The following is a 19451-nucleotide window of genomic DNA, read 5'->3' as shown; positions in this document are numbered from 1 at the left end:
TGAAATCCCGTGCATTAACTGCACTTTTGCAAATTTCGTTCGATTAACGGACAGACATGCCATGACCACCCGACTTCCCGGAGTGCCACTGTTCCAGCTCTACGGCGAAAACCAGGCCTGGCCCGGTGCCGACTTGCTGCATTGCGAGTCGATCCCTGCGCGCAGCCGTTTGCACCACTGGGAAATCAAGCCCCATCGCCATGCCGAGCTGTTCCAGCTGCTTTACGTGCAAAGGGGCCGGGCGCAGGTACAGATCGAAGGCCAGCGCAGCGAAATCCACGAAGCGGCGATTCAGGTGGTCCCTCCGCTGACCGTGCATGGGTTTCGTTTCAGCGCCGACATCCAGGGCCACGTGCTGACGTTCGGCACCGCCCTGGTGGCCGATCTGGAGCAGCGCCTCGGCGCACCCCTGGCAGTGCTGACGTCGGTGGGTTGCTACCCGCTGGGCAAGGACCGTATCCGCCTGCACGGTCTGATCGACACGCTGCAACAGGAATACCAGGGCCACGCGCCAGGGCGGGCCGCCATGCTGCAGGCGCTGCTCACCGCACTGATGGTGTGGATCAGCCGTCGCCAACAACTGGGCCAGGCCCCGCGCAACCGAGATGAACGCGACCGGCAATTGCTAAGCCGATACCTGCGCTTGGTGGAAGCCCATTACCGCGAGCACCTGTCGGTCGAAGACTTCGCGGCGAAGCTGGGTATTTCCAGCCTGCGTCTCAACCAGCTGTGCCGGGACCTGGCCGGGCAGACCGCTCTGCAAGTCGTTCACCAGCGCCTGTTGCTGGAAGCACGACGCAACCTGGTGTACACGCGCATGAGCATCGGCCAGCTGTCAGACCGCCTGGGCTTCACCGACCCGACCTACTTCGCCCGGTTCTTCAAGCGCCTGTCCGGCCAGACGCCAAATGGCTTCCGGCGATCGGCCCAATCTCAGGGGCCAGCAGCGCCTGCTTGACGTTTACGTCAAGCAGCCTTTAGGTTAGCGGCTATCACCTCTTCCGAGCCCAAGCATGAGCAGCCAGACCTACAGCATCTCCGACCTGTCCCGCGAGCTGGACATCACCACCCGCGCGATTCGCTTCTATGAGGAGCAAGGCCTGCTGAGCCCCGAACGTCGAGGCCTGGAGCGCATCTATTCGGCGCGCGACAAGGTCACCTTGAAGCTGATCCTGCGCGGCAAGCGCATCGGTTTCTCCCTGGCCGAATGCCGGGAGCTGATCGAGCTGTATGACCCTACCAGCGGCAATCTCAAGCAGCTCAACAGCATGCTGGCCAAGATCGCCGAGCGCCGCGCTCAGTTGGAACAGCAGATGCTCGATATCCAGCAAATGCACCTGGAGCTGGACACTGCCCAGGAACGTTGCGAGCAGGCCCTGGCCGCCACCCTCAACCAGCACAATCACAATAACCGTTGACCTGATACAGGAACCCCGCCATGTCATTGCCCGAGAAAGTCCGCCTGGTCGAAGTCGGCCCGCGCGACGGCCTGCAGAACGAAGCCCAGCCCATCAGCGTCGCGGACAAAGTGCGCCTGGTGGACGAGCTCACCGAGGCCGGGTTGTCCTATATCGAGGTGGGCAGCTTCGTCTCGCCCAAATGGGTACCGCAGATGGCCGGCTCAGCCGAGGTGTTCGCCGCCATCAAGCAACGCCCAGGCGTGACCTACGCCGCCCTGGCGCCCAACTTGCGCGGTTTCGAAGACGCCCTGGCAGCTGGGGTGAAAGAAGTGGCGGTATTCGCCGCCGCATCCGAGGCCTTCTCACAGCGCAACATCAATTGCTCGATCAGCGAGAGCCTCAAGCGCTTCGAGCCGATCATGGAGGCGGCGCGCAGCCATGGCGTGCGCGTGCGCGGTTATGTGTCGTGCGTGCTGGGCTGCCCTTACGAAGGCAAGGTCAGCGCCGAGCAGGTCGCGCCGGTGGCGCGGGCACTGCATGAGATGGGCTGCTACGAAGTGTCTTTGGGCGACACCATCGGCACCGGTACCGCTGGCGAAACACGCCGGTTGTTCGAGATGGTCTCGGCCCAGGTGCCACGTGGGCAATTGGCCGGGCATTTCCATGACACCTACGGCCAGGCCCTGGCCAATGTCTATGCCAGTCTGCTCGAAGGCATCCAGGTCTTCGACAGTTCCGTGGCGGGCCTGGGCGGCTGTCCGTACGCCAAGGGCGCGACCGGCAACGTTGCCACCGAGGATGTTGTGTACCTCATGCAAGGCCTGGGAATCGACACCGGCATCGACCTGGAGCGCCTGATCGCGGCCGGCCAGCGCATCAGTTCGGTGCTGGGCCGCGTCACGGGGTCGCGGGTTGCACGGGCGCGTAGCGCTCAATAAGTCATACGGGTGTCACATGTGTGTGGGTGAGTGTTACCTCACCCCCGTTTGCCAGCAAAAAATCGGGTAACAGGGAAACAAATCGACAGATTTTCAGGTGGCCCGGCTTCTGCGAATTCAGACAAGGCATTGATTTTAAAGGATTTTAAAAAGTTGGCATGGCATCTGCTTTATCTCTGGCATAACAAGAACAACAACGTGACACCCAATAAAAACAATAGGTAACGGCTCTGACATAACAAGAACAACACGGCAGAGGCGTAGCAAGCAGATTTTTTTGGAGTAGGCACGCTTTTCAGAGGGTTCGCCCTCGCGGTCTGACACAGAACAATAAAACTACCTGCAAGGTAGCGGCAGTCAGCATCGGATCAGCAATGATGAAAGCAGGTCAGCGCTCAAAAAAATACGTTTGCTCTTGTGCCCCGAGTGGGGGCCACCCGCACTACCGAGGCAATGGCTGACAAAAACAACAACAGGCCAGTCTCCAATAATAAAAAAAAGAGCAGGCAACAACGCTTTGAGGGGAGCTTCGGCTCCCCTCAGTGCTTCCTGTCACGCTCCTCCTCCTGCTTCCCTTCATCCTCGCCTTCAAGCTTCTCCACCAACAACGGCATGCTGCCCAGCACCAGCAGCGCCAGCACCGTGCTGATCACGGCAGTGGCCTCACGCCCCACACCCGCGGCCGTGCCGATGGCGGCGGTCATCCACAATCCGGCGGCGGTGGTCAGGCCTTTCACATGGCTGGTCTCCTGGCCGTTCCCTTTGAGAATCGTCCCGGCGCCCAGAAAACCGATCCCCGCGACGATCCCCTGGACCACTCGGCTGAGCGCCTGCTCGTCAGCGCCGGCCATGCTCGGCGCCAGGACGAACAGCGCCGCCCCCAGGCACACTAACATGTGCGTGCGCACGCCCGCGGACTTGCCCTTGTGCTCGCGCTCGAAGCCCAGCACCGCGCCCAGCACGGCGGCCATCAACAAGCGCACCAGGATCTGGGTGACCTCGCGCAGGTCGGCGATGTCGGCGAACTCGGCTTGTATGGCCAGCCATACCGTGTGCCACCAAGGGTGCATGTCAGACCTCCAGGTCGTGGGAGCGACGCTCGTACCTCTCAAGGCATGGACCGTTGGGCTTGCCGGGAGTGCAACCGAATCCACTGAGCGCAGCGATGCAGCAACCACCTGTTTGGCGCGGTCACAACTGCAGACCGCCAACCAAGAGGACATCGCCATGCCCGTAGAAATCGACGAAAGCAACCGCCGCTGTACGTTGATCGGCGAAGACCTACGCCTCGAGGCCGAAGGGCCGGACATCGAGATCGTCACGGATGAGCAGTTGCGCATGTCGGTGGCCCTGCTCGCCAACCAGCGCGTCCCCATCACCGAAGCCGAGGCCGACGCGCTCACCGTGGCCGGTGCGGTGGATAGCCGCAGGCATCTGAAGGCAAGCACGCCAGGCTCCGTGATCTGAGGCCTGCGAGGTACCAGCGGTTCATCTGATACGGTTTTTATCGCGCCACCTGAGTCTGTGCTGGAAACAGATCGCGCCCCATAGTGACCGGGCCTGATCGAGACTCAAGAGCACAAGCCATGAGCGATAGAATCCCGTACCGCGTGATTGACGTTGACGCGCCCGCCAGCCCGCGCAAGCGCCTGGGCGACAGCGGCATCCATACACGCAGTTTCACCGGCCTGTACCGCAACCTGCGCATTGGCTTTGCCGGTGCGCTGTTCGTGCTGTTCTTCGGCACCGCCTGGCTGGACTGGAACGGCCGCCAGGCTGTGCTGTGGGACCTTGCCGAAAGCAAATTCCATATCTTCGGCGCCACCTTCTGGCCTCAGGACTTCATCCTGCTCTCGGCGCTTTTGATCATCTGCGCCTTCGGGCTGTTTGCCATCACGGTGTTCGCGGGCCGTGTCTGGTGCGGCTACAGTTGCCCGCAGAGTGTATGGACCTGGCTGTTCATGTGGTGCGAGAAGGTCAGCGAAGGTGACCGCAACCAGCGTATCAAGCTCGCCGCAGCCCCCTGGAACCTTGAAAAGCTTGCGCGCCGCACCCTAAAGCACAGCCTGTGGTTGGCCATCGGAGTGCTCACAGGGCTGACCTTCGTGGGGTACTTCACGCCCATCCGCCCTTTGGCCGAGGCGCTGTTCACCTTGCAGTTGGGCGGCGTGGCGCTGTTCTGGGTGGTGTTCTTCACCGCCGCCACCTACCTCAACGCCGGCTGGCTGCGCGAAGCGGTGTGCATGCACATGTGCCCCTACGCACGTTTTCAGAGCGTGATGTTCGACAAGGACACCCTGGCGGTGGCTTACGACCCTCGCCGCGGCGAGGCCCGTGGCCCGCGCAAGAAAGGCAGCGACCCGCGCGCGCAGAACCTGGGCGATTGCATCGACTGTACCCTGTGCGTGCAGGTGTGCCCCACCGGCATCGATATCCGCGACGGCCTGCAGATGGCCTGCATTGGCTGCGCCGCCTGCATCGACGCCTGCGACAACGTGATGGATAAGATGGGCTATGCCCGTGGCCTGATCGGCTACAAGTCCGAACACACCTTGCAAGGCGGCAAGACGCACTGGCTGCGCCCACGCCTGCTAGGCTACGCCAGTGCCCTGGTGCTGATGATCGGTGCCTTGGTGGTGGCCCTGGACCTGCGCCCGATGGTGTCGCTGGATGTGATCAAGGACCGCGGCCTGTTCCGCGAGAACGCTCAAGGCCAGATCGAGAACATCTACTTGCTCAAGGTCATCAACAAGACCCAGTCTCCCCAGCGCTACGAACTGCGTCTGGTGGACGCCGAGGGCTTCGCGCTGAACGGCAAGACGGCCTTCGTCATTCCCGCCGGAGAAATGAGCGAGCTGCCGGTATCGGTCGCATTGCTGGCCGACCGCCCCACCAACAGTGCCCAGCAGATCACCTTCGAAGTCCGCGACAGCGATGAGCCGACGATCTACAGCCGCGCCGACAGCCGCTTCGTCGCGCCACTGAACCGTTGATCCCTTACACTGACTTGTCACCTTGACTGCCGAGCCACGATGAAACGCTACGAACGATTCGCTGACGACATTGCCGAACTGATCCGCTCCGGCGTCCTGGGGCCCGGCCAACGTGTACCTTCGGTGCGCTACGCCAGCCAGACCCACGGCGTCAGCCCGTCCACGGTGTTTCAGGCTTACTACTTGCTCGAGCGCCGTGGCCTGATTCGCGCCCGGCCGCGCTCAGGCTACTTCGTCAATGCCCACGCACCCCGGCCGTTCAGCGAACCCCAGGCCTTGGCACCGGTCAGCGAATCCACCCAGGTGGACGTCAGCGCGTTGGTGTTCTCCATCCTCGACTCGATCAAGGATCCGCATACCGTGCCGTTCGGCTCGGCCTTCCCCAGCCCGGAACTCTTCCCCCTCCAGCGTCTGTCGCGCTCGCTGGCGAGCGCCAGCCGAGCCATGGACCCGCGCATGGTGGTCACCGACCTGTCGCCGGGCAATCCGCAACTGCGCAGGCAGATCGCCCTGCGCTACATGGTCGGTGGGCTGATGCTGCCCATGGAGGAGCTGCTGATCACCAACGGCGCCCTGGAGGCGCTCAATCTGTGCCTGCAAGCGGTCACCGAACCTGGCGATCTGGTCGCAATCGAAGCCCCGGCCTTCTATGCCTGCCTGCAGGTGCTCGAGCGCCTGAAGCTCAAGGCCGTGGAAATCCCGGTGCATCCACGTGAAGGCATGGACCTGGCCGTACTGGCGCAAACCTTGGAGAAACACCCGGTAAAAGCCGTCTGGTGCATGACCAACTTCCAGAATCCGGTGGGCGCAAGCATGCCTGAGGCGAAGAAGCAGGCGTTGGTGGAGCTGCTGCGCCGCCACCAGGTGCCGCTGATCGAAGACGATGTCTACGCCGAGCTCTACTATGCCCAGCAAGCGCCCAAGCCGGCCAAGGCCTTCGACACCGAGGGCCTGGTGATGCACTGCGGTTCCTTCGCCAAGAGCCTGGCACCGGGCTATCGCATTGGCTGGGTGGCTGCCGGGCGCTTTGCCCAGAAGATCGAGCGGCTCAAGCTGATGACCTCGCTGTGCGCCTCGATGCCCGCCCAGGCTGCGATCGCCGACTACCTGCAACACGGCGGCTACGACCGCCACCTGCGCAAGCTGCGCTATGCCCTGGAAGGCCAGCAGTTGAGCATGCTGGCCGCCATCGCCCGGCATTTCCCGGCACAGACCCGTGTAAGCCACCCCAGCGGTGGTTACTTCCTGTGGCTTGAACTGCCGGAGCAGATGGATGCGCTCAAGTTGTTCCACATGGCCCTGGCCCAGGGCATCAGCATCGCCCCGGGGCCAATCTTCTCGCCCACGCGGCGCTTTGGTAACTGCATCCGCCTGAACTACGGCAGCCCTTGGAATGAGGGTGCCGAGCAGGCCATGGAGACGTTGGGGCGGATCGTGAGGTCATTCTGATCGCGCAGCAGGGTCTGCTTCGCAGCCCACCGCGGTGCGCGCTCCCCCAGCTACTTAGCGCCCACCACCCAGGTCAATGAAACTACCTGTCGAATAGGACGCTTTGTCCGACAGCAGCCACAGGATCGCCTCGGCCACTTCCTCCGGCCGTCCTCCACGCCCCATGGGCAAACCCGGTTCGAGTTTGGATACCCGGTCCGGATCGCCACTCAACGCATGGAAACCTGTGTGGATGTAGCCAGGCCGTACGCCATTGACCCGCACGCCCTCGCCTGCCACTTCCTTGGCCAGGCCGACGGTGAAGGTGTCCAGCGCACCCTTGGAGGCGGCGTAGTCGACATATTCATGGGGAGCCCCAAGGCGCGCCGCCACGGACGATACATTGACGATCGCCCCGCCCTGCCCACCATGACGGCGGGCCATGCGCAGCAATGCGTGCTTAGCGCACAGCATTGGGCCGACCACGTTGGTCTTCATCACCTTGAGCAGGCGGAACTCAGACATCTCCTCCACCCGACTCTGCTGGCCGATGGTGCCGGCGTTGTTGACCAGCGCGGTAACCGGACCAAGCTCCTGGTCGACGCGATGGAACAGCTGCGCCACTTCATCTTCGACACTGGCATCGGCTCGCACGGCGATGGCCGTGGCCCCGAGCGCACGCACCTGGGCCAGCACCTGTTCGGCGGCCTGGTCGTCGGCGTGGTAGTTGATGCAGATGCGATAACCCTGCTGCGCCGCCAGCAAGGCGGTGGCGGCGCCGATGCCACGGCTGGCACCGGTGATGACGATGACGTTCTCCATGAATCTGCCAATTGCCTGGAAATGAACGTTCGACAATAGAAGAAATGCAGAGGGTTGTGAATGCCCGCCTGAACGTTAGCGGTCGCACGCGTGCAGAGCCCCTTCGCGGGCGAGTCCGCTGTCACAGGAAGCAACCCGGGCCAGGCGCGAGTGGCTCATCCGCGAAGAAGCCGTTGCATCAGTGTCCGGCCGACGCTGGCCCCGCCTTGGCGGTGAACGGCGGCCGTGCGAGCCATACCAGCAGGATCAGCCCTGCGAACACCCAGGTCATCAAGGTGAAGTAATCCACCGTCGACATCATGTAGGCCTGGCCGTTGAGGATCCGCTCCAGCTGCGCATAGCTCTGCGGGTTGGCCCCGCCCAACTGCTCCAGCATGTGCTGGGTGGAAGGATCGTACTGACTGATGTGCTCGCTCAGGTACGCGTGGTGCTGGTCGGCGCGGCGAATCCAGATCCAGGTGGTCAGCGAGGCGGCGAAGCTGCCTCCGAGGGTGCGCAGGAAGGTCGCCAGCCCCGAGCCATCGGCGATCTGGTGAGGCGGCAGGTCCGACAGCAGGATGCTCAAGGTCGGCATGAAGAACAGCGCCACGCCGATGCCCATGAACAGTTGCACCAGTGCCACGTGCTGGAAGTCCACCTCGCTGGTGAAGCCGGCGCGCATGTAGCAGCTGGCGCCGATCGCCAGGAACGCCAACCCCGCCAGCAAACGCAGATCGACCCGGTGCGCATACTTGCCCACGAATGGCGACAGGACCACAGGCAGCAGGCCGATCGGCGCCACTGCCAAGCCCGCCCAGGTGGCGGTGTAACCCATCTGGGTCTGCAACCATTGCGGCAGGATCAGGTTGATGCCGAAGAAGCCCGCATAGCCAAGCACCATCACCAAGGTGCCGACACGGAAATTGCGGTGCACGAACAAACGCAGGTTGACCACCGGATGACGATCGGTGAGTTCCCAGATGATGAAGACCGCCAGAAATACCACCGAAATCAGGCTGCCGATGACGATGAACGAGGATTCGAACCAATCCAGGTCGTTGCCTTTGTCCAGCACCACCTGCAAAGCGCCCACGCCGATGATCAGCGTCAGCAGGCCGATATAGTCCATCGGCTGACGGCTGGTGACCACGGGTCGCGCGCGCATCTGCTGGCGCACCACGGCCGCGGCGAACAGGCCGATGGGGACGTTGATGAAGAAGATCCAGGGCCAGCTGTAGCTGTCGGTGATCCAGCCACCGAGAATCGGCCCGGCAATCGGCGCCACCACCGTGACCATGGCCAGCAAGGCCAGCGCCATGCCCCTTTTAGCGGGCGGGTACACGGCGATCAGCAGGGTCTGGGTCATCGGGTACAGCGGCCCGGCGACCACACCCTGCAGCACGCGGAAGGCCACCAGTTCCGGCATCGACTGGGCGATGCCGCACAGGAACGAGGCCAGCACGAACAGCAATGTGGCCCACAGGAATAGCTTCACCTCGCCGAAGCGCCGGCTCAGCCAGCCCGTCAGCGGCAAGGCGATGGCATTGCTCACCGCGAACGAGGTGATCACCCAGGTGCCCTGCTCGTAGCTCACCCCCAGGTTGCCGGAGATGGTCGGCAGGGCCACGTTGGCGATGGTGGTGTCGAGCACCTGCATGAAAGTCGCCAGCGACAGGCCGATGGTCGTCAGCAGCAGGCTCGGCGGAGTGAACTGCGCGGGCGCGTCCTTGCTCATCGCTGGGCCGTCTTGCCGGTGGCGCTGTTCTCGTGGATCAGCCGGGCGATCAGGTTGTCGGCTTCGACCAACTGGCGATCGTACACCTGGGTGGTGTAGCTGGCTTGCTGTGGCGGCTGCTGGGCCAGCGCCGGGCCGCTCTGGTCATGCAGATCGACCTCGACAACGGTGGACAGGCCAATACGCAGGGGGTGGTCCTTGAGCTGTTCGGGGTTCAGGTGAATACGCACCGGTACCCGTTGCACGATCTTGATCCAGTTGCCGGTGGCGTTCTGCGCCGGCAACAGCGCAAAGGCGCTGCCGGTACCGGCGCCCAGGCTGTCCACGGTACCGCTGTACTTCACGTCGCTGCCATAAAGATCGGCAGAGATTTCCACCGGCTGACCGATGCGCATGTCGCGCAGTTGGGTTTCCTTGAAGTTGGCATCGATCCAGACCTGGTCCAGCGGGATCACCGCCATGGTCGCGACACCCGGCTGCAGGCGCTGGCCCAGTTGCACGGTACGCTTGGCCACGTAGCCGGTGATCGGTGCTACCAATGTGGTGCGGGCATTGTTGAGGTAGGCCTGGCGCAGGTCGGCGGCGGCAGCCATTACCTCGGGGTGCGAGGAGACTACGGTGTCGTCGACCAGTGCAGTGCTGGTGTTCAGTTGCTGGCGGGCGCTGTTCAGGGCGCTCTGGGCGACGGTCAAGTCGTCGCGAGCGTGGGAGATTTCCTCAGCGGCGATTGCCCCACTGTCTGCCAGCACCTTGCGCCGGTTGTAATTGTCCTGGGCTTTCTGCAGCTCAGCCTGACGCGTCTGCAATTGCGCCTTGAGCGCATCGACATTGCTGTACAGGCCCCGGACCTGACGCACAGTGCGCGCCAGCTTGGCCTCGGCGGCCTGCAAGGCGACCTCGCTGTCGGCCGGGTCGAAGCGCAGCAGGACCTGGCCTTCGTGCACCAAGTCGCCATCATCGGCACCGATGCTGGTGACGGTACCAGTCACCAGCGGCGTGATTTCCACCACGTTGCCATTGACGTAGGCGTCGTCGGTGCTTTCATGCCAGCGCCCGACCAGGGTGTACCAGCCCCAGGCGGCGGCACCGGCAAGGATCAGCACCAGCAGCAAGCCAAGCAACCAGGCCTTGCGCTTGCCTGTGTTGTCCGGCGCAGGTGCTGGGGTGGAGGTGTCAGCGGAAGTGGCCATGACAATACCTTGGATGAGTCGTGAGGGATCAACGATCGGCGAAACGGCTGATCGTCAGGGGGTCGCCGGCGCTGATCAGCACCTTGGCAAGCAAGCCTTCAAGGGCCTTGAGCTCTTCGGGCTCGAGCACACCGACCAGCTCGTTCATCGCCGCCGCGCCGATCTCCGGCAGCCGGTCGGCCAGGCGCTGACCCTCGGCAGTCAATGCCAGGCGCACCTGGCGACGGTCTTCTGGGCAGCGGTTACGCACGATCAGCTCCTTCTGCTCGAGGCGATCGAGCATGCGGGTCATCGAGCCGCTGTCCAGGCCCAGGTAGCGACACAGCTCGGCCGGCGTGTCCACTTGGTACTGGGTGACGATGATCAGCACCTTGAACTGGGCGGCAGTGACGCCGTCGGCTTCCAGGTGAGAGTCGAGGATGCGGTCCTTCAGGAGCGCGGCGCGACCAAGCAGCAGGCCGATGGTGCAGGTCTGGAAGTTTTCCGGAGAGAAATGGGACATGACAGGCTGCTCAGGCAATTGTTTAAAAATATTACTGCCTAGGCAGTGAATGTCAAAGCCTTAAATAGCCTGCTATGTAAATTTTCGTACAGAAGCCCTCAGGACTCCTGTAATCCCAGCGCCGCGACCTGCCCACAAGCGATGGCCATGCCCACCAGCTCAGGAAGGCTCGCAGCCTGCAGGCGCTTCATCACCCGCCCTCGATACAGGTCGACGGTCTTGACGCTGACGCCCAATTGCTCGGCGATTTCCCGGTTGCTCAGCCCTTGGGCCAAGGGTATGAACACGTCGCGCTCACGGGGCGTGAGCCCGTCGATCCGCGCCTGCACGGCGGCCAGGGCTTCGCTGCCCTGCTGTCGGCGACGGACCTGGTCCAGGGCGGCTTGCACGCTGTCGAGCAGCAATTGGTCGTTGTAGGGTTTTTCGATGAAGTCGCAGGCACCGGCCTTGAAGGCCCGTACCACGATGGGCACATCGGCGTGGCCGCTGACGAAGATCACCGGGATGTCGAGCCCGCGCTCACGTAGCGCCGCCTGTACCGCCAGCCCGCCCAGGCCTGGCATGCGCACATCCAAAAGCACGCAGGCCGGCTCGCGGTCATCGCAGACATCGAGAAACGCCTGCCCCCCTGTGAACGGCAGCGCGCGCAGGCCTACCGACTCCAGCAACCAGACCGTCGAGTCGAGCATGCCCTGGTCGTCATCGACCACATACACCTTCGCTTGCACCACTGGCCCCTCTCCTTATCCGTTGTTCGCCGGCAGACGACAGCACAGCACCAAGCCACCCGCCTCGCCCGGCCGCGCCTGTAGGCTGCCACCAAAGCCCTCGACAATGCTCCGGCTCATGCTCAACCCCAATCCCAGGCCATCGGCCTTGGTCGTGGTGAACGGCGTGAAGATCTCATCCAGGCGTTCCACTGCCACGCCCGGGCCCTGATCGCAGACCTCCACCAGCAGCCCGTCGTCCACGGCCTTGGCGATGAGCAGGATACGCGAGGCCTGCGTCCCGTGCTGCTCGCGGTTGGCGTCGATAGCATTGCGCAGCAGATTGAGCAGCACCTGCTCGAGCAATACCCGGTCCGCGTACACCTTGGGCAACTGCGGGCCCAGGCGCTGTTCGATGCGCACCTGGGCCTGCCCGGCCTCCCAGGCGCACAGACGCAACGCCTCACCCACCACATCGGCGATATCCAGCGCCTGGAGATGACGCGGCCCCTTGCGCAGGAAGGCCCGTAGGCGACGGATCACCTGCGCGGCATGGTTGGCCTGGGCGTTGATACGTTGCAAGCCCTGAGCGATGCGTTCGCGGGCCTGGGGGTCATGGTCGAGGTTGTGCAGGTAACGCAGGCTGGCGTTGCTGTAATTGAGCACCGCTGCCAGCGGCTGGTTGATCTCATGGGCAATGCCCGAGGCGAGCTCGCCCAAGGTGGCGACGCGGGCGCTGTGGGCCAGGGTCTCCTGGGCTTCGATGCGCAACGTGATGTCGCGCGAGACGGCGACGATTTCCACCACCGTGCCGGTATAGGTCTCGCGGATCGCCCGACAGGCAATCTCGAACCAGCGGTAACGGCCATCGGCATGGCGCACCCGACAGGTCAGGGTGTGGTAGCCCTCCACTTCCAGCGCCGCGCCGGCCTGCAGCAGCACCTGACGCCGCTCGCTGGGGTGCAGCAAAGTGTGCACGGCGCTGCCGCGCAGTTGTTCAGGCCACAGGCCGAGCAAGCGGAACGCCGCCGGCGTGGCATCGAGAAAACGCCCGTCCGGGCTGTGCCGGGAAATCAAGTCGGTGGTGTTTTCAGTGATCAGTCGGTACAGACGCCGGGCACGGCTGGCCTCGCGCGCCTCGCGACGTTCATCGCTGGCGTCGCGGCAGCGGGCCACGACCTGCTGGCCGTTGTCATCGGGAATGAACGTCCAAAGCAGGATGCGCTCCCCAACCTCGGCCTCCACTTCGACGATGGCACGGCGTTGACGCAGACATGCCTTTACCAGAGCGGCGGTATTGGTGGGCAATGCCTGCGTGTCCTCGCCGAACAGCGTCTGGAATGCGGAGTTGAACGCCAACGGGCGTGCGTCGGAGGCCAGCAAGAGGCTCGGTTGCGGGTCCTTGGCCAGCAAGGGCGATAGGGTCGTATTCACCGTAGAAGGCTCTTCTTATAGTAGTTTTACTATATTGCTATAGTCGATCTTCCAGCTACCATAGCGGTTCGCGTAAAAATGCGACAGGGGCAGCAGCCATCGGCCTGCTCCCTTTCCCTGATCAGAGCTAACAATCAGCCACCGGGGGCCATGCGCACAGGCTGCGTCTGCCTCCTTACAGGACCACCGCATGTCGATCTATTCCCAGGGCCTGGTGCCCACTGCTGTCAATCATGTCGCCCTCACCCCCTTGAGCTTCATCGAGCGAACCGCCGCGGTGTATGGCCGCTATCCGGCGGTGATCCACGGCGCCATCCGTCGTGACTGGGCCCAGACCTACGCCCGTTGCCGACGCCTGGCCAGTGCCTTGGCCGGGCGCGGTATCGGCCGGGGCGACACCGTCGCAGTGATGTTGCCGAACATTCCGGCAATGCTCGAAGCGCACTTTGCCGTGCCGATGATCGGCGCGGTGCTCAACACCCTCAACGTGCGTCTGGACGCCGAGGCCATCGCCTTCATGCTGCAGCACGGCGAAGCCAAGGTGCTGATCACCGACCGCGAGTTCCACAGCGTGATCGAAGGCGCCCTGGCCCTGCTCGAACACCCTCCCCTGGTGGTCGATGTGGACGATCCAGAATACGGTGAAGGCCGCGCCGTCAGCGATCTGGATTACGAGGCGCTGCTGGCCGAAGGCGATCCAGCGTTCGCCTGGGAATGGCCCGATGATGAATGGCAGGCGATTTCCCTGAACTACACCTCCGGCACCACCGGCAATCCCAAAGGCGTGGTGTATCACCATCGCGGCGCCTACCTCAACGCCCTCGGCAACCAGATGACCTGGTCCATGGGCCAGCATCCGGTGTACCTGTGGACACTGCCGATGTTCCACTGCAACGGCTGGTGCTACCCCTGGACCGTCACCGCCCTGGCCGGCACCCATGTGTTCCTGCGCCGGGTCGATCCACAGAAGATCCTCAACCTGATCCGCGAGCACCGGGTCAGTCACCTGTGTGGCGCGCCCATCGTGCTCAACGCCCTGGTGAACGTGCCCGACGCCGACAAAGCCGCCATCGGCCACCCGGTGCAGGCAATGGTCGCGGGCGCTGCGCCACCAGCCAAGGTGATCGGTGCGGTCGAGCAGATGGGCATCCGCGTCACCCACACTTATGGCCTGACCGAGGTCTACGGCCCGGTCACCGTCTGCGCCTGGCACGAGGAGTGGGATGAACAGCCGCTGGAGCAGCGGGCTCGGATCAAATCCCGCCAAGGTGTGCGTTATCCGACCCTGGATGGGCTGATGGTGGCCGATCCACAGACCCTGCAACCGGTGCCGCAGGACGGCACGACCCTGGGCGAGATCTTCATGCGCGGCAACACGGTGATGAAGGGCTATCTGAAGAACCCCGAGGCCACCGCGGAGGCCTTCCGTGGTGGCTGGTTCCATACCGGCGACCTGGCCGTCTGGCATGCCGACGGCTACGTCGAGATCAAGGATCGGCTCAAGGACATCATCATCTCCGGCGGCGAGAACATCTCCACCATCGAAGTCGAAGATACCCTCTACAAGCATCCGGCAGTGCTCGAAGCCGCCGTGGTGGCCCGCCCGGATGAAAAGTGGGGCGAAACACCCTGCGCGTTCGTCGCCCTCAAGGCAGGGCAAGCCAGCACCCGGGAGGCAGACATCATCCAGTGGTGCCGCGAGCACCTGGCCGGTTTCAAGGTGCCCAAGACCGTGGTGTTCGGCGAGCTGCCCAAGACCTCCACGGGCAAGATCCAGAAATACGTCCTGCGCGACCGGGCCAAGGCCCTCTGACTATCCACGCGAGCCCCGACATGACTGATTACAACGCGCCTCTGCGCGACATGCGTTTCGTCCTGCACGAAGTCTTCGACGCTCCGGCCCTGTGGGCACGCTTGCCCGCTCTGGCCGAGCGGGTCGACGCCGACACCGCCGATGCCATCCTCGAAGAGGCGGCAAAGATCACAGGCCAATTGATCGCCCCCCTCAGCCGTAACGGCGATGAGCAAGGCGTACGCTTCGACGACGGCCAGGTGATCACCCCTGACGGCTTCCGCCAGGCCTGGCAGACCTACCGCGAAGGCGGCTGGGTCGGTCTGGGTGGCAACCCTGAGCATGGCGGCATGGGCATGCCGAAAATGCTCGCCGTGCTGTTCGAAGAGATGCTCTACGCCGCCGATTGCAGCTTCAGCCTGTACTCGGCGCTGAGCGCCGGCAGTTGCCTGGCGATCGATGCCCATGCCAGTGACGACCTCAAGGCTATCTACCTGCCACCGCTTTACAGCGGCCAATGGGCGGGCAGCATGTGCCTGACCGAGCCACACGCCGGAACTGATCTGGGGCTGATCCGCACCCGCGCCGAACCCCAGGCCGACGGCACCTACCAGGTCAGCGGCAGCAAGATCTTCATCACCGGTGGCGAACAGGACCTGACCGAGAACATCATCCACCTGGTACTGGCCAGGCTGCCGGATGCGCCGGCCGGTCCAAAGGGGATTTCGCTGTTGCTGGTGCCCAAGTTCCTGGTCAACCCGGACGGCTCGCTCGGTGCGCGCAACGCCGTGCAGTGCGGCTCGATCGAACACAAGATGGGCATCAAGGCTTCGGCGACTTGCGTGATGAACTTCGACGGCGCCACCGGCTACCTGGTCGGCGAGCCGAACAAAGGCCTGGCGGCGATGTTCACGATGATGAACTATGAGCGCCTGTCCATCGGTCTCCAAGGTATCGGTTGCGCCGAGGCCTCGTACCAAAGCGCTGCGCGCTATGCCAAGGACCGCCTGCAAAGTCGGGCCGCCACTGGCCCGCAGGCCAAGGACAAGATCGCCGACCCGATCATTCATCACGGCGACGTACGGCGCATGTTGCTGACCATGCGCGCCTTGACCGAAGGCGGACGGGCCTTCGCCACCTACGTAGGCCAGCAACTGGACCTGGCCCGCTATGCCGAGGACGCGGGCGAACGGGAGCAGGCCGTGCGTCTGGTGGCGCTGCTGACGCCGGTGGCCAAGGCGTTCTTTACCGACAACGGCCTGGAGAGCTGCGTGCTGGGCCAGCAGGTGTTCGGTGGCCATGGCTATATCCGCGAATGGGGCCAGGAACAGCGCGTGCGAGATGTGCGGATCGCACAGATTTACGAGGGCACCAATGGCATCCAGGCACTCGACCTGCTCGGGCGCAAGGTGCTGGCTGACGATGGCCAGGCGCTGGCCGGTTTCCTGGCAGAAGTGCGCACCTTCTGTGCCGACGCACCGGCGCACCGGGAGGCCTTGCAGGACGCCCTGGACCGCCTGGAGCACACCAGCCACTGGCTACGCGAGCAAGCATCCAATGATGCCAATCTGGTCAGTGCCACCGCCGTGGAATACCTGCACCTCTTTGGCCTTACCGCCTACGCCTACATGTGGGCACGCATGGCCGCCGTGTCCCTGCGCAACCTCGAACAAGACCCTACCTTCCATGGGGCCAAGCTGTCGTGCGCGCAGTTCTTCTTCCAACGCCTGCTGCCGCGCAGCCTGGCCTTGGAAGTCAGCATCATGGCTGGCAGCGGGAGTCTGTACGGCATGACCCCTGAGCAGTTCTGATCCGACAAGGGGCGCTCCGCGCCCCTGCTTATCGGCGCGAGAAGTCGGCTGATGCCGACAAAAAACCCCACAACTGATAGTCATTCGCCATTATCTCGGTTCTCGCCACCCCCCTGTGGAGGGTAGAATGCCGCAAAACCGGGAGCCACGATGAACCAAGACCGCCTCAACCCAGACGATGCCCTCGCCGATGCCGCCGCGCACTGGTGCATGCGCGTGCATGCCGAAGATTGCACGCCAGCCGAGCGCGAGGCGTTCAAACGGTGGCTTGCGGCCGATCCGAGGCACCTGGAGGAATACGAGGCGATGCTGGAGATCTGGCAGACCGCCGAATTGCTGCCTCGCACCACCACGGTGGTCGACTTCAACCCCAACGCCCGTCAACCGGCTCGTGCGCGCAACTGGCGCCCTCTGGCCTCGGCGGCGGCGATCGCCTTGCTGGCCCTGCCCCTGGCGGGTTGGGTCGGCTGGGAACAAGGCTGGCTGCCCAATCGTTACCAGCACGTTCAAAGCACCGACCAGATGCGCCAGGTCACGCTCAGCGACGGCAGCGTTGTCGAGCTCAACCTGCACAGCGAACTGCGCTACCTCAATTACAAGGATCAGCGCCAGGTCACCCTGGTCCAGGGCGAGGCGTTCTTCAAGGTTACGCACGACAGCACCCACCCGTTCATCGTTCGGGCGGGTACCGGCCAGACACGGGTGACCGGCACCCAGTTCAACGTCTGGAAGTATGAAGATCAGGTCAAGGTGACCTTGGTGGAAGGCTCTGTGCTGGTCAGCAGCAACGGCAACGATGGTGGCTACCGACTGGGCCCCGGCATGCAGGCCAGCTACCGCGCCGGCGACTTCGAACCGGCGCTCGCCCAGAGCGACGACTCAGGCAACAGCCTGGCCTGGCGCAGCGGCAAGTTGATTCTCGACAACCTGAGCCTCGCCCAGGCCCTACCGGTGATAAACCGCTACCTGGACACCCCCCTGCAACTGGCTGACGAGAGCACCGGCACCATTCGCGTCAGTGGCGTCTACAGCATCCATGAGGTCAAGCGATTGGTGGACAATCTGCCCAAGGTACTGCCGATCTACCTGACCCGCAGCAAGGACGGCAGCACCGTCCTCAATCGTATTTCCCCGCCGCCTGGACGCGGCTGACGCCGCAGCGTGCCAGCCTAGCCCTCTAGGTGCGGGCCGAACCTGCGATGGGCTGCAGGGCAGCCCGGGTTCTTCAAAGCACCATCGCCGCCAGCCAGCCAAAGGCCAGCAACGGCAGGTTGTAATGGATGAAGGTCGGCACCACGGTGTCCCAGATATGGTGATGCTGGCCATCCACGTTGAGGCCCGAGGTCGGGCCCAGGGTCGAGTCCGACGCGGGCGAACCGGCATCGCCCAGCGCACCGGCGGTACCGACGATGCACACCGTGGCGACCGGGTCGAAGCCCAGCTGCACGCACAGCGGCACGAAGATCGCGGCCAGGATCGGCACCGTGGAAAACGACGAGCCGATGCCCATGGTCACCAGCAGCCCTACCAACAGCATGAGCAGGGCACCGATGCCCTTGCTGTGGTCGATCCACTGCGCCGAGGTTTCCACCAGGCTCTTCACCTCACCGGTCGCCTTCATCACCTCGGCAAACCCCGAGGCGGCAATCATGATGAAGCCGATCATGGCCATCATCTTCATGCCTTCGGTGAACAGGTCGTCGGTGTCCTTCCAGCGCACGATGCCCGAGAGCGAGAAAATCAAAAAGCCCACCATCGCCCCGATGATCATCGAGTCCAGCCAGAGCTGGATGATGAATGCCGCGGCGATGGCCGCGCCTGCCACCAGCAAGGTCAAGGGGTTGTAGCTGACGCTGACCTGCTCGACCTGTTCGATGCGATTCAGGTCATAGTCACGCTTCTTGCGGTAGCTGAAGAACACGGCCAGCAGCAATCCGGCCAGCATGCCGGCGGCCGGGATGGCCATGGCATGGGTGACATTCACCCCACTGACGTCCACCCCTGCACGGCTGACGTTGGCCAGCAGGATCTCGTTGAGGAAGATGTTGCCAAAGCCGACCGGCAGGAACATGTACGGAGTGATCAGGCCAAACGTGATCACACAGGCGATCAACCGACGGTCGATGCGCAAGCGGGTCAGCACATAGAGCAGCGGCGGCACCAGCAGCGGTATGAAGGCGATATGGATGGGCAGTATGTTCTGCGACGAGATCGCCACCACCAGCATCAGGCCGATCAGCAGCCACTTGAGCCCACCCGCGTTGCCATGCCCCTGGCGATCGACCATCGCCAGGGCGCGATCGGCCAGGGCGTGGGCCAGCCCGGACTTGGCGATGGCGACGGCGAAGGCCCCCAGCAGCGCGTAAGACAGCGCCACCGTGGCGCCACCGCCCAGGCCACTGTTGAAAGCCTTGAGCGTGCCTTCGGTGCCCAGGCCTCCGACCAGGCCACCGGCCAGGGCGCCAATGATCAGGGCGATGACCACATGCACGCGGGACAGGCTCAGGATCAGCATGATGCCGACCGCGGCAATGACAGCATTCATTGTGTGGGTTACCTCGTAACGACGGACAAAAAGCGGACGCGCCGGCGACAGGCTGCCTCAAGGCAGTGGCCGGGCCAGGGGATATTGTTATGAAGGGCGCACACTCTGAAGCACGCTCGGTCGCTTGTCAAAGCGCTCAACGTCGCGACCTGACGCAACAGGCTCAGGCAATACG

The 19451-nt window shown here is 63.7% G+C and carries 17 protein-coding genes; 9 read left to right on the top strand and 8 right to left on the bottom strand.

Annotated elements, in window-relative coordinates:
- Positions 1–61: 61 nt before the first annotated feature.
- Genes AB1N67_RS10895 through AB1N67_RS10885 form a run of 3 tightly spaced genes read left to right on the top strand, consistent with a single transcriptional unit; the run spans position 62 to position 2338 of the window.
- On the top strand, positions 62–958 hold the full coding sequence (locus tag AB1N67_RS10895) for a helix-turn-helix domain-containing protein (protein WP_090342376.1): 897 nt from the start codon (positions 62–64) through the stop codon (positions 956–958).
- A 55-nt stretch (positions 959–1013) separates the two neighbouring features.
- Positions 1014–1418 (top strand): MerR family DNA-binding transcriptional regulator, encoded by a 405-nt coding sequence (locus AB1N67_RS10890; protein WP_043211252.1) that lies wholly within the window; start codon positions 1014–1016, stop codon positions 1416–1418.
- 20 nt (positions 1419–1438) lie between these two features.
- Complete coding sequence (locus AB1N67_RS10885) at positions 1439–2338, top strand: hydroxymethylglutaryl-CoA lyase (protein WP_367863797.1); 900 nt, start codon at positions 1439–1441, stop codon at positions 2336–2338.
- A 539-nt stretch (positions 2339–2877) separates the two neighbouring features.
- Here the strand turns inward: AB1N67_RS10885 and AB1N67_RS10880 are convergent.
- Positions 2878–3408 carry an MgtC/SapB family protein gene (locus AB1N67_RS10880; RefSeq protein WP_043211255.1) on the bottom strand — a complete coding sequence of 177 codons (531 nt, stop codon included), beginning with the start codon at positions 3406–3408 and terminating at the stop codon, positions 2878–2880.
- Between the two features lie 157 nt (positions 3409–3565).
- Between AB1N67_RS10880 and AB1N67_RS10875 the strand changes: the two genes are divergently transcribed.
- The 3 genes from AB1N67_RS10875 (at position 3566) to mapR (ending at position 6780) form a co-directional block, all read left to right on the top strand.
- A complete protein-coding gene (locus AB1N67_RS10875; protein ID WP_367863796.1) occupies positions 3566–3805 on the top strand; it encodes a DUF3203 family protein in 240 nt (79 codons plus the stop codon).
- A 119-nt stretch (positions 3806–3924) separates the two neighbouring features.
- Positions 3925–5331 carry a cytochrome c oxidase accessory protein CcoG gene (ccoG, locus tag AB1N67_RS10870; RefSeq protein WP_253132702.1) on the top strand — a complete coding sequence of 469 codons (1407 nt, stop codon included), beginning with the start codon at positions 3925–3927 and terminating at the stop codon, positions 5329–5331.
- Positions 5332–5370: 39 nt separating this feature from the next.
- Positions 5371–6780: a GntR family transcriptional regulator MpaR gene (gene mapR, locus AB1N67_RS10865; RefSeq protein WP_090342361.1), complete on the top strand. Its 1410-nt coding sequence runs from the start codon at positions 5371–5373 to the stop codon at positions 6778–6780.
- 54 nt (positions 6781–6834) lie between these two features.
- On the opposite strand, the gene AB1N67_RS10860 is transcribed toward mapR, so the two are convergent.
- The 6 genes from AB1N67_RS10860 to AB1N67_RS10835 form a co-directional block, all read right to left on the bottom strand.
- On the bottom strand, positions 6835–7581 hold the full coding sequence (locus AB1N67_RS10860; protein WP_043211264.1) for an SDR family oxidoreductase: 747 nt from the start codon (positions 7579–7581) through the stop codon (positions 6835–6837).
- Positions 7582–7759: 178 nt separating this feature from the next.
- Complete coding sequence (locus tag AB1N67_RS10855) at positions 7760–9295, bottom strand: DHA2 family efflux MFS transporter permease subunit (protein ID WP_043211265.1); 1536 nt, start codon at positions 9293–9295, stop codon at positions 7760–7762.
- On the bottom strand, positions 9292–10485 hold the full coding sequence (locus AB1N67_RS10850) for an efflux RND transporter periplasmic adaptor subunit (protein WP_367863795.1): 1194 nt from the start codon (positions 10483–10485) through the stop codon (positions 9292–9294). Before AB1N67_RS10850 ends, AB1N67_RS10855 begins: the two co-directional genes overlap by 4 nt.
- A 28-nt stretch (positions 10486–10513) precedes the next feature.
- Positions 10514–10987, bottom strand: coding sequence for a MarR family winged helix-turn-helix transcriptional regulator (locus AB1N67_RS10845; protein ID WP_043211269.1), 474 nt, complete (start codon positions 10985–10987; stop codon positions 10514–10516).
- A 98-nt stretch (positions 10988–11085) separates the two neighbouring features.
- A complete protein-coding gene (locus tag AB1N67_RS10840; RefSeq protein WP_102082599.1) occupies positions 11086–11718 on the bottom strand; it encodes a response regulator transcription factor in 633 nt (210 codons plus the stop codon).
- 12 nt (positions 11719–11730) lie between these two features.
- On the bottom strand, positions 11731–13128 hold the full coding sequence (locus tag AB1N67_RS10835; protein ID WP_289717258.1) for a sensor histidine kinase: 1398 nt from the start codon (positions 13126–13128) through the stop codon (positions 11731–11733).
- Positions 13129–13318: 190 nt separating this feature from the next.
- On the opposite strand from AB1N67_RS10835, the gene AB1N67_RS10830 reads away from it, so the two are divergent.
- From AB1N67_RS10830 to AB1N67_RS10820, 3 genes are all read left to right on the top strand, one after another.
- Positions 13319–14941 carry an acyl-CoA synthetase gene (locus tag AB1N67_RS10830; RefSeq protein WP_367863794.1) on the top strand — a complete coding sequence of 541 codons (1623 nt, stop codon included), beginning with the start codon at positions 13319–13321 and terminating at the stop codon, positions 14939–14941.
- Between the two features lie 20 nt (positions 14942–14961).
- The gene (locus AB1N67_RS10825; protein ID WP_090342347.1) at positions 14962–16731 is read left to right on the top strand and encodes an acyl-CoA dehydrogenase C-terminal domain-containing protein; all 1770 of its coding nucleotides are present in this window, start codon (positions 14962–14964) and stop codon (positions 16729–16731) included.
- Positions 16732–16881: 150 nt separating this feature from the next.
- Positions 16882–17883: a FecR family protein gene (locus tag AB1N67_RS10820; RefSeq protein ID WP_043211277.1), complete on the top strand. Its 1002-nt coding sequence runs from the start codon at positions 16882–16884 to the stop codon at positions 17881–17883.
- 73 nt (positions 17884–17956) lie between these two features.
- Here AB1N67_RS10820 and AB1N67_RS10815 read toward each other — a convergent pair whose 3' ends face one another.
- Entirely contained in the window at positions 17957–19276 is a 1320-nt protein-coding gene (locus AB1N67_RS10815) for a Na+/H+ antiporter family protein (protein WP_043211279.1), read from the bottom strand.
- Positions 19277–19451 lie beyond the last annotated feature (175 nt).

The organism is Pseudomonas guariconensis, assembly GCF_040822035.1.
Lineage (GTDB): Bacteria > Pseudomonadota > Gammaproteobacteria > Pseudomonadales > Pseudomonadaceae > Aquipseudomonas > Aquipseudomonas guariconensis.
The sequence above is the reverse complement of the archived record's forward strand: the minus strand, read 5'-3'. Positions and strand labels throughout refer to the sequence as shown.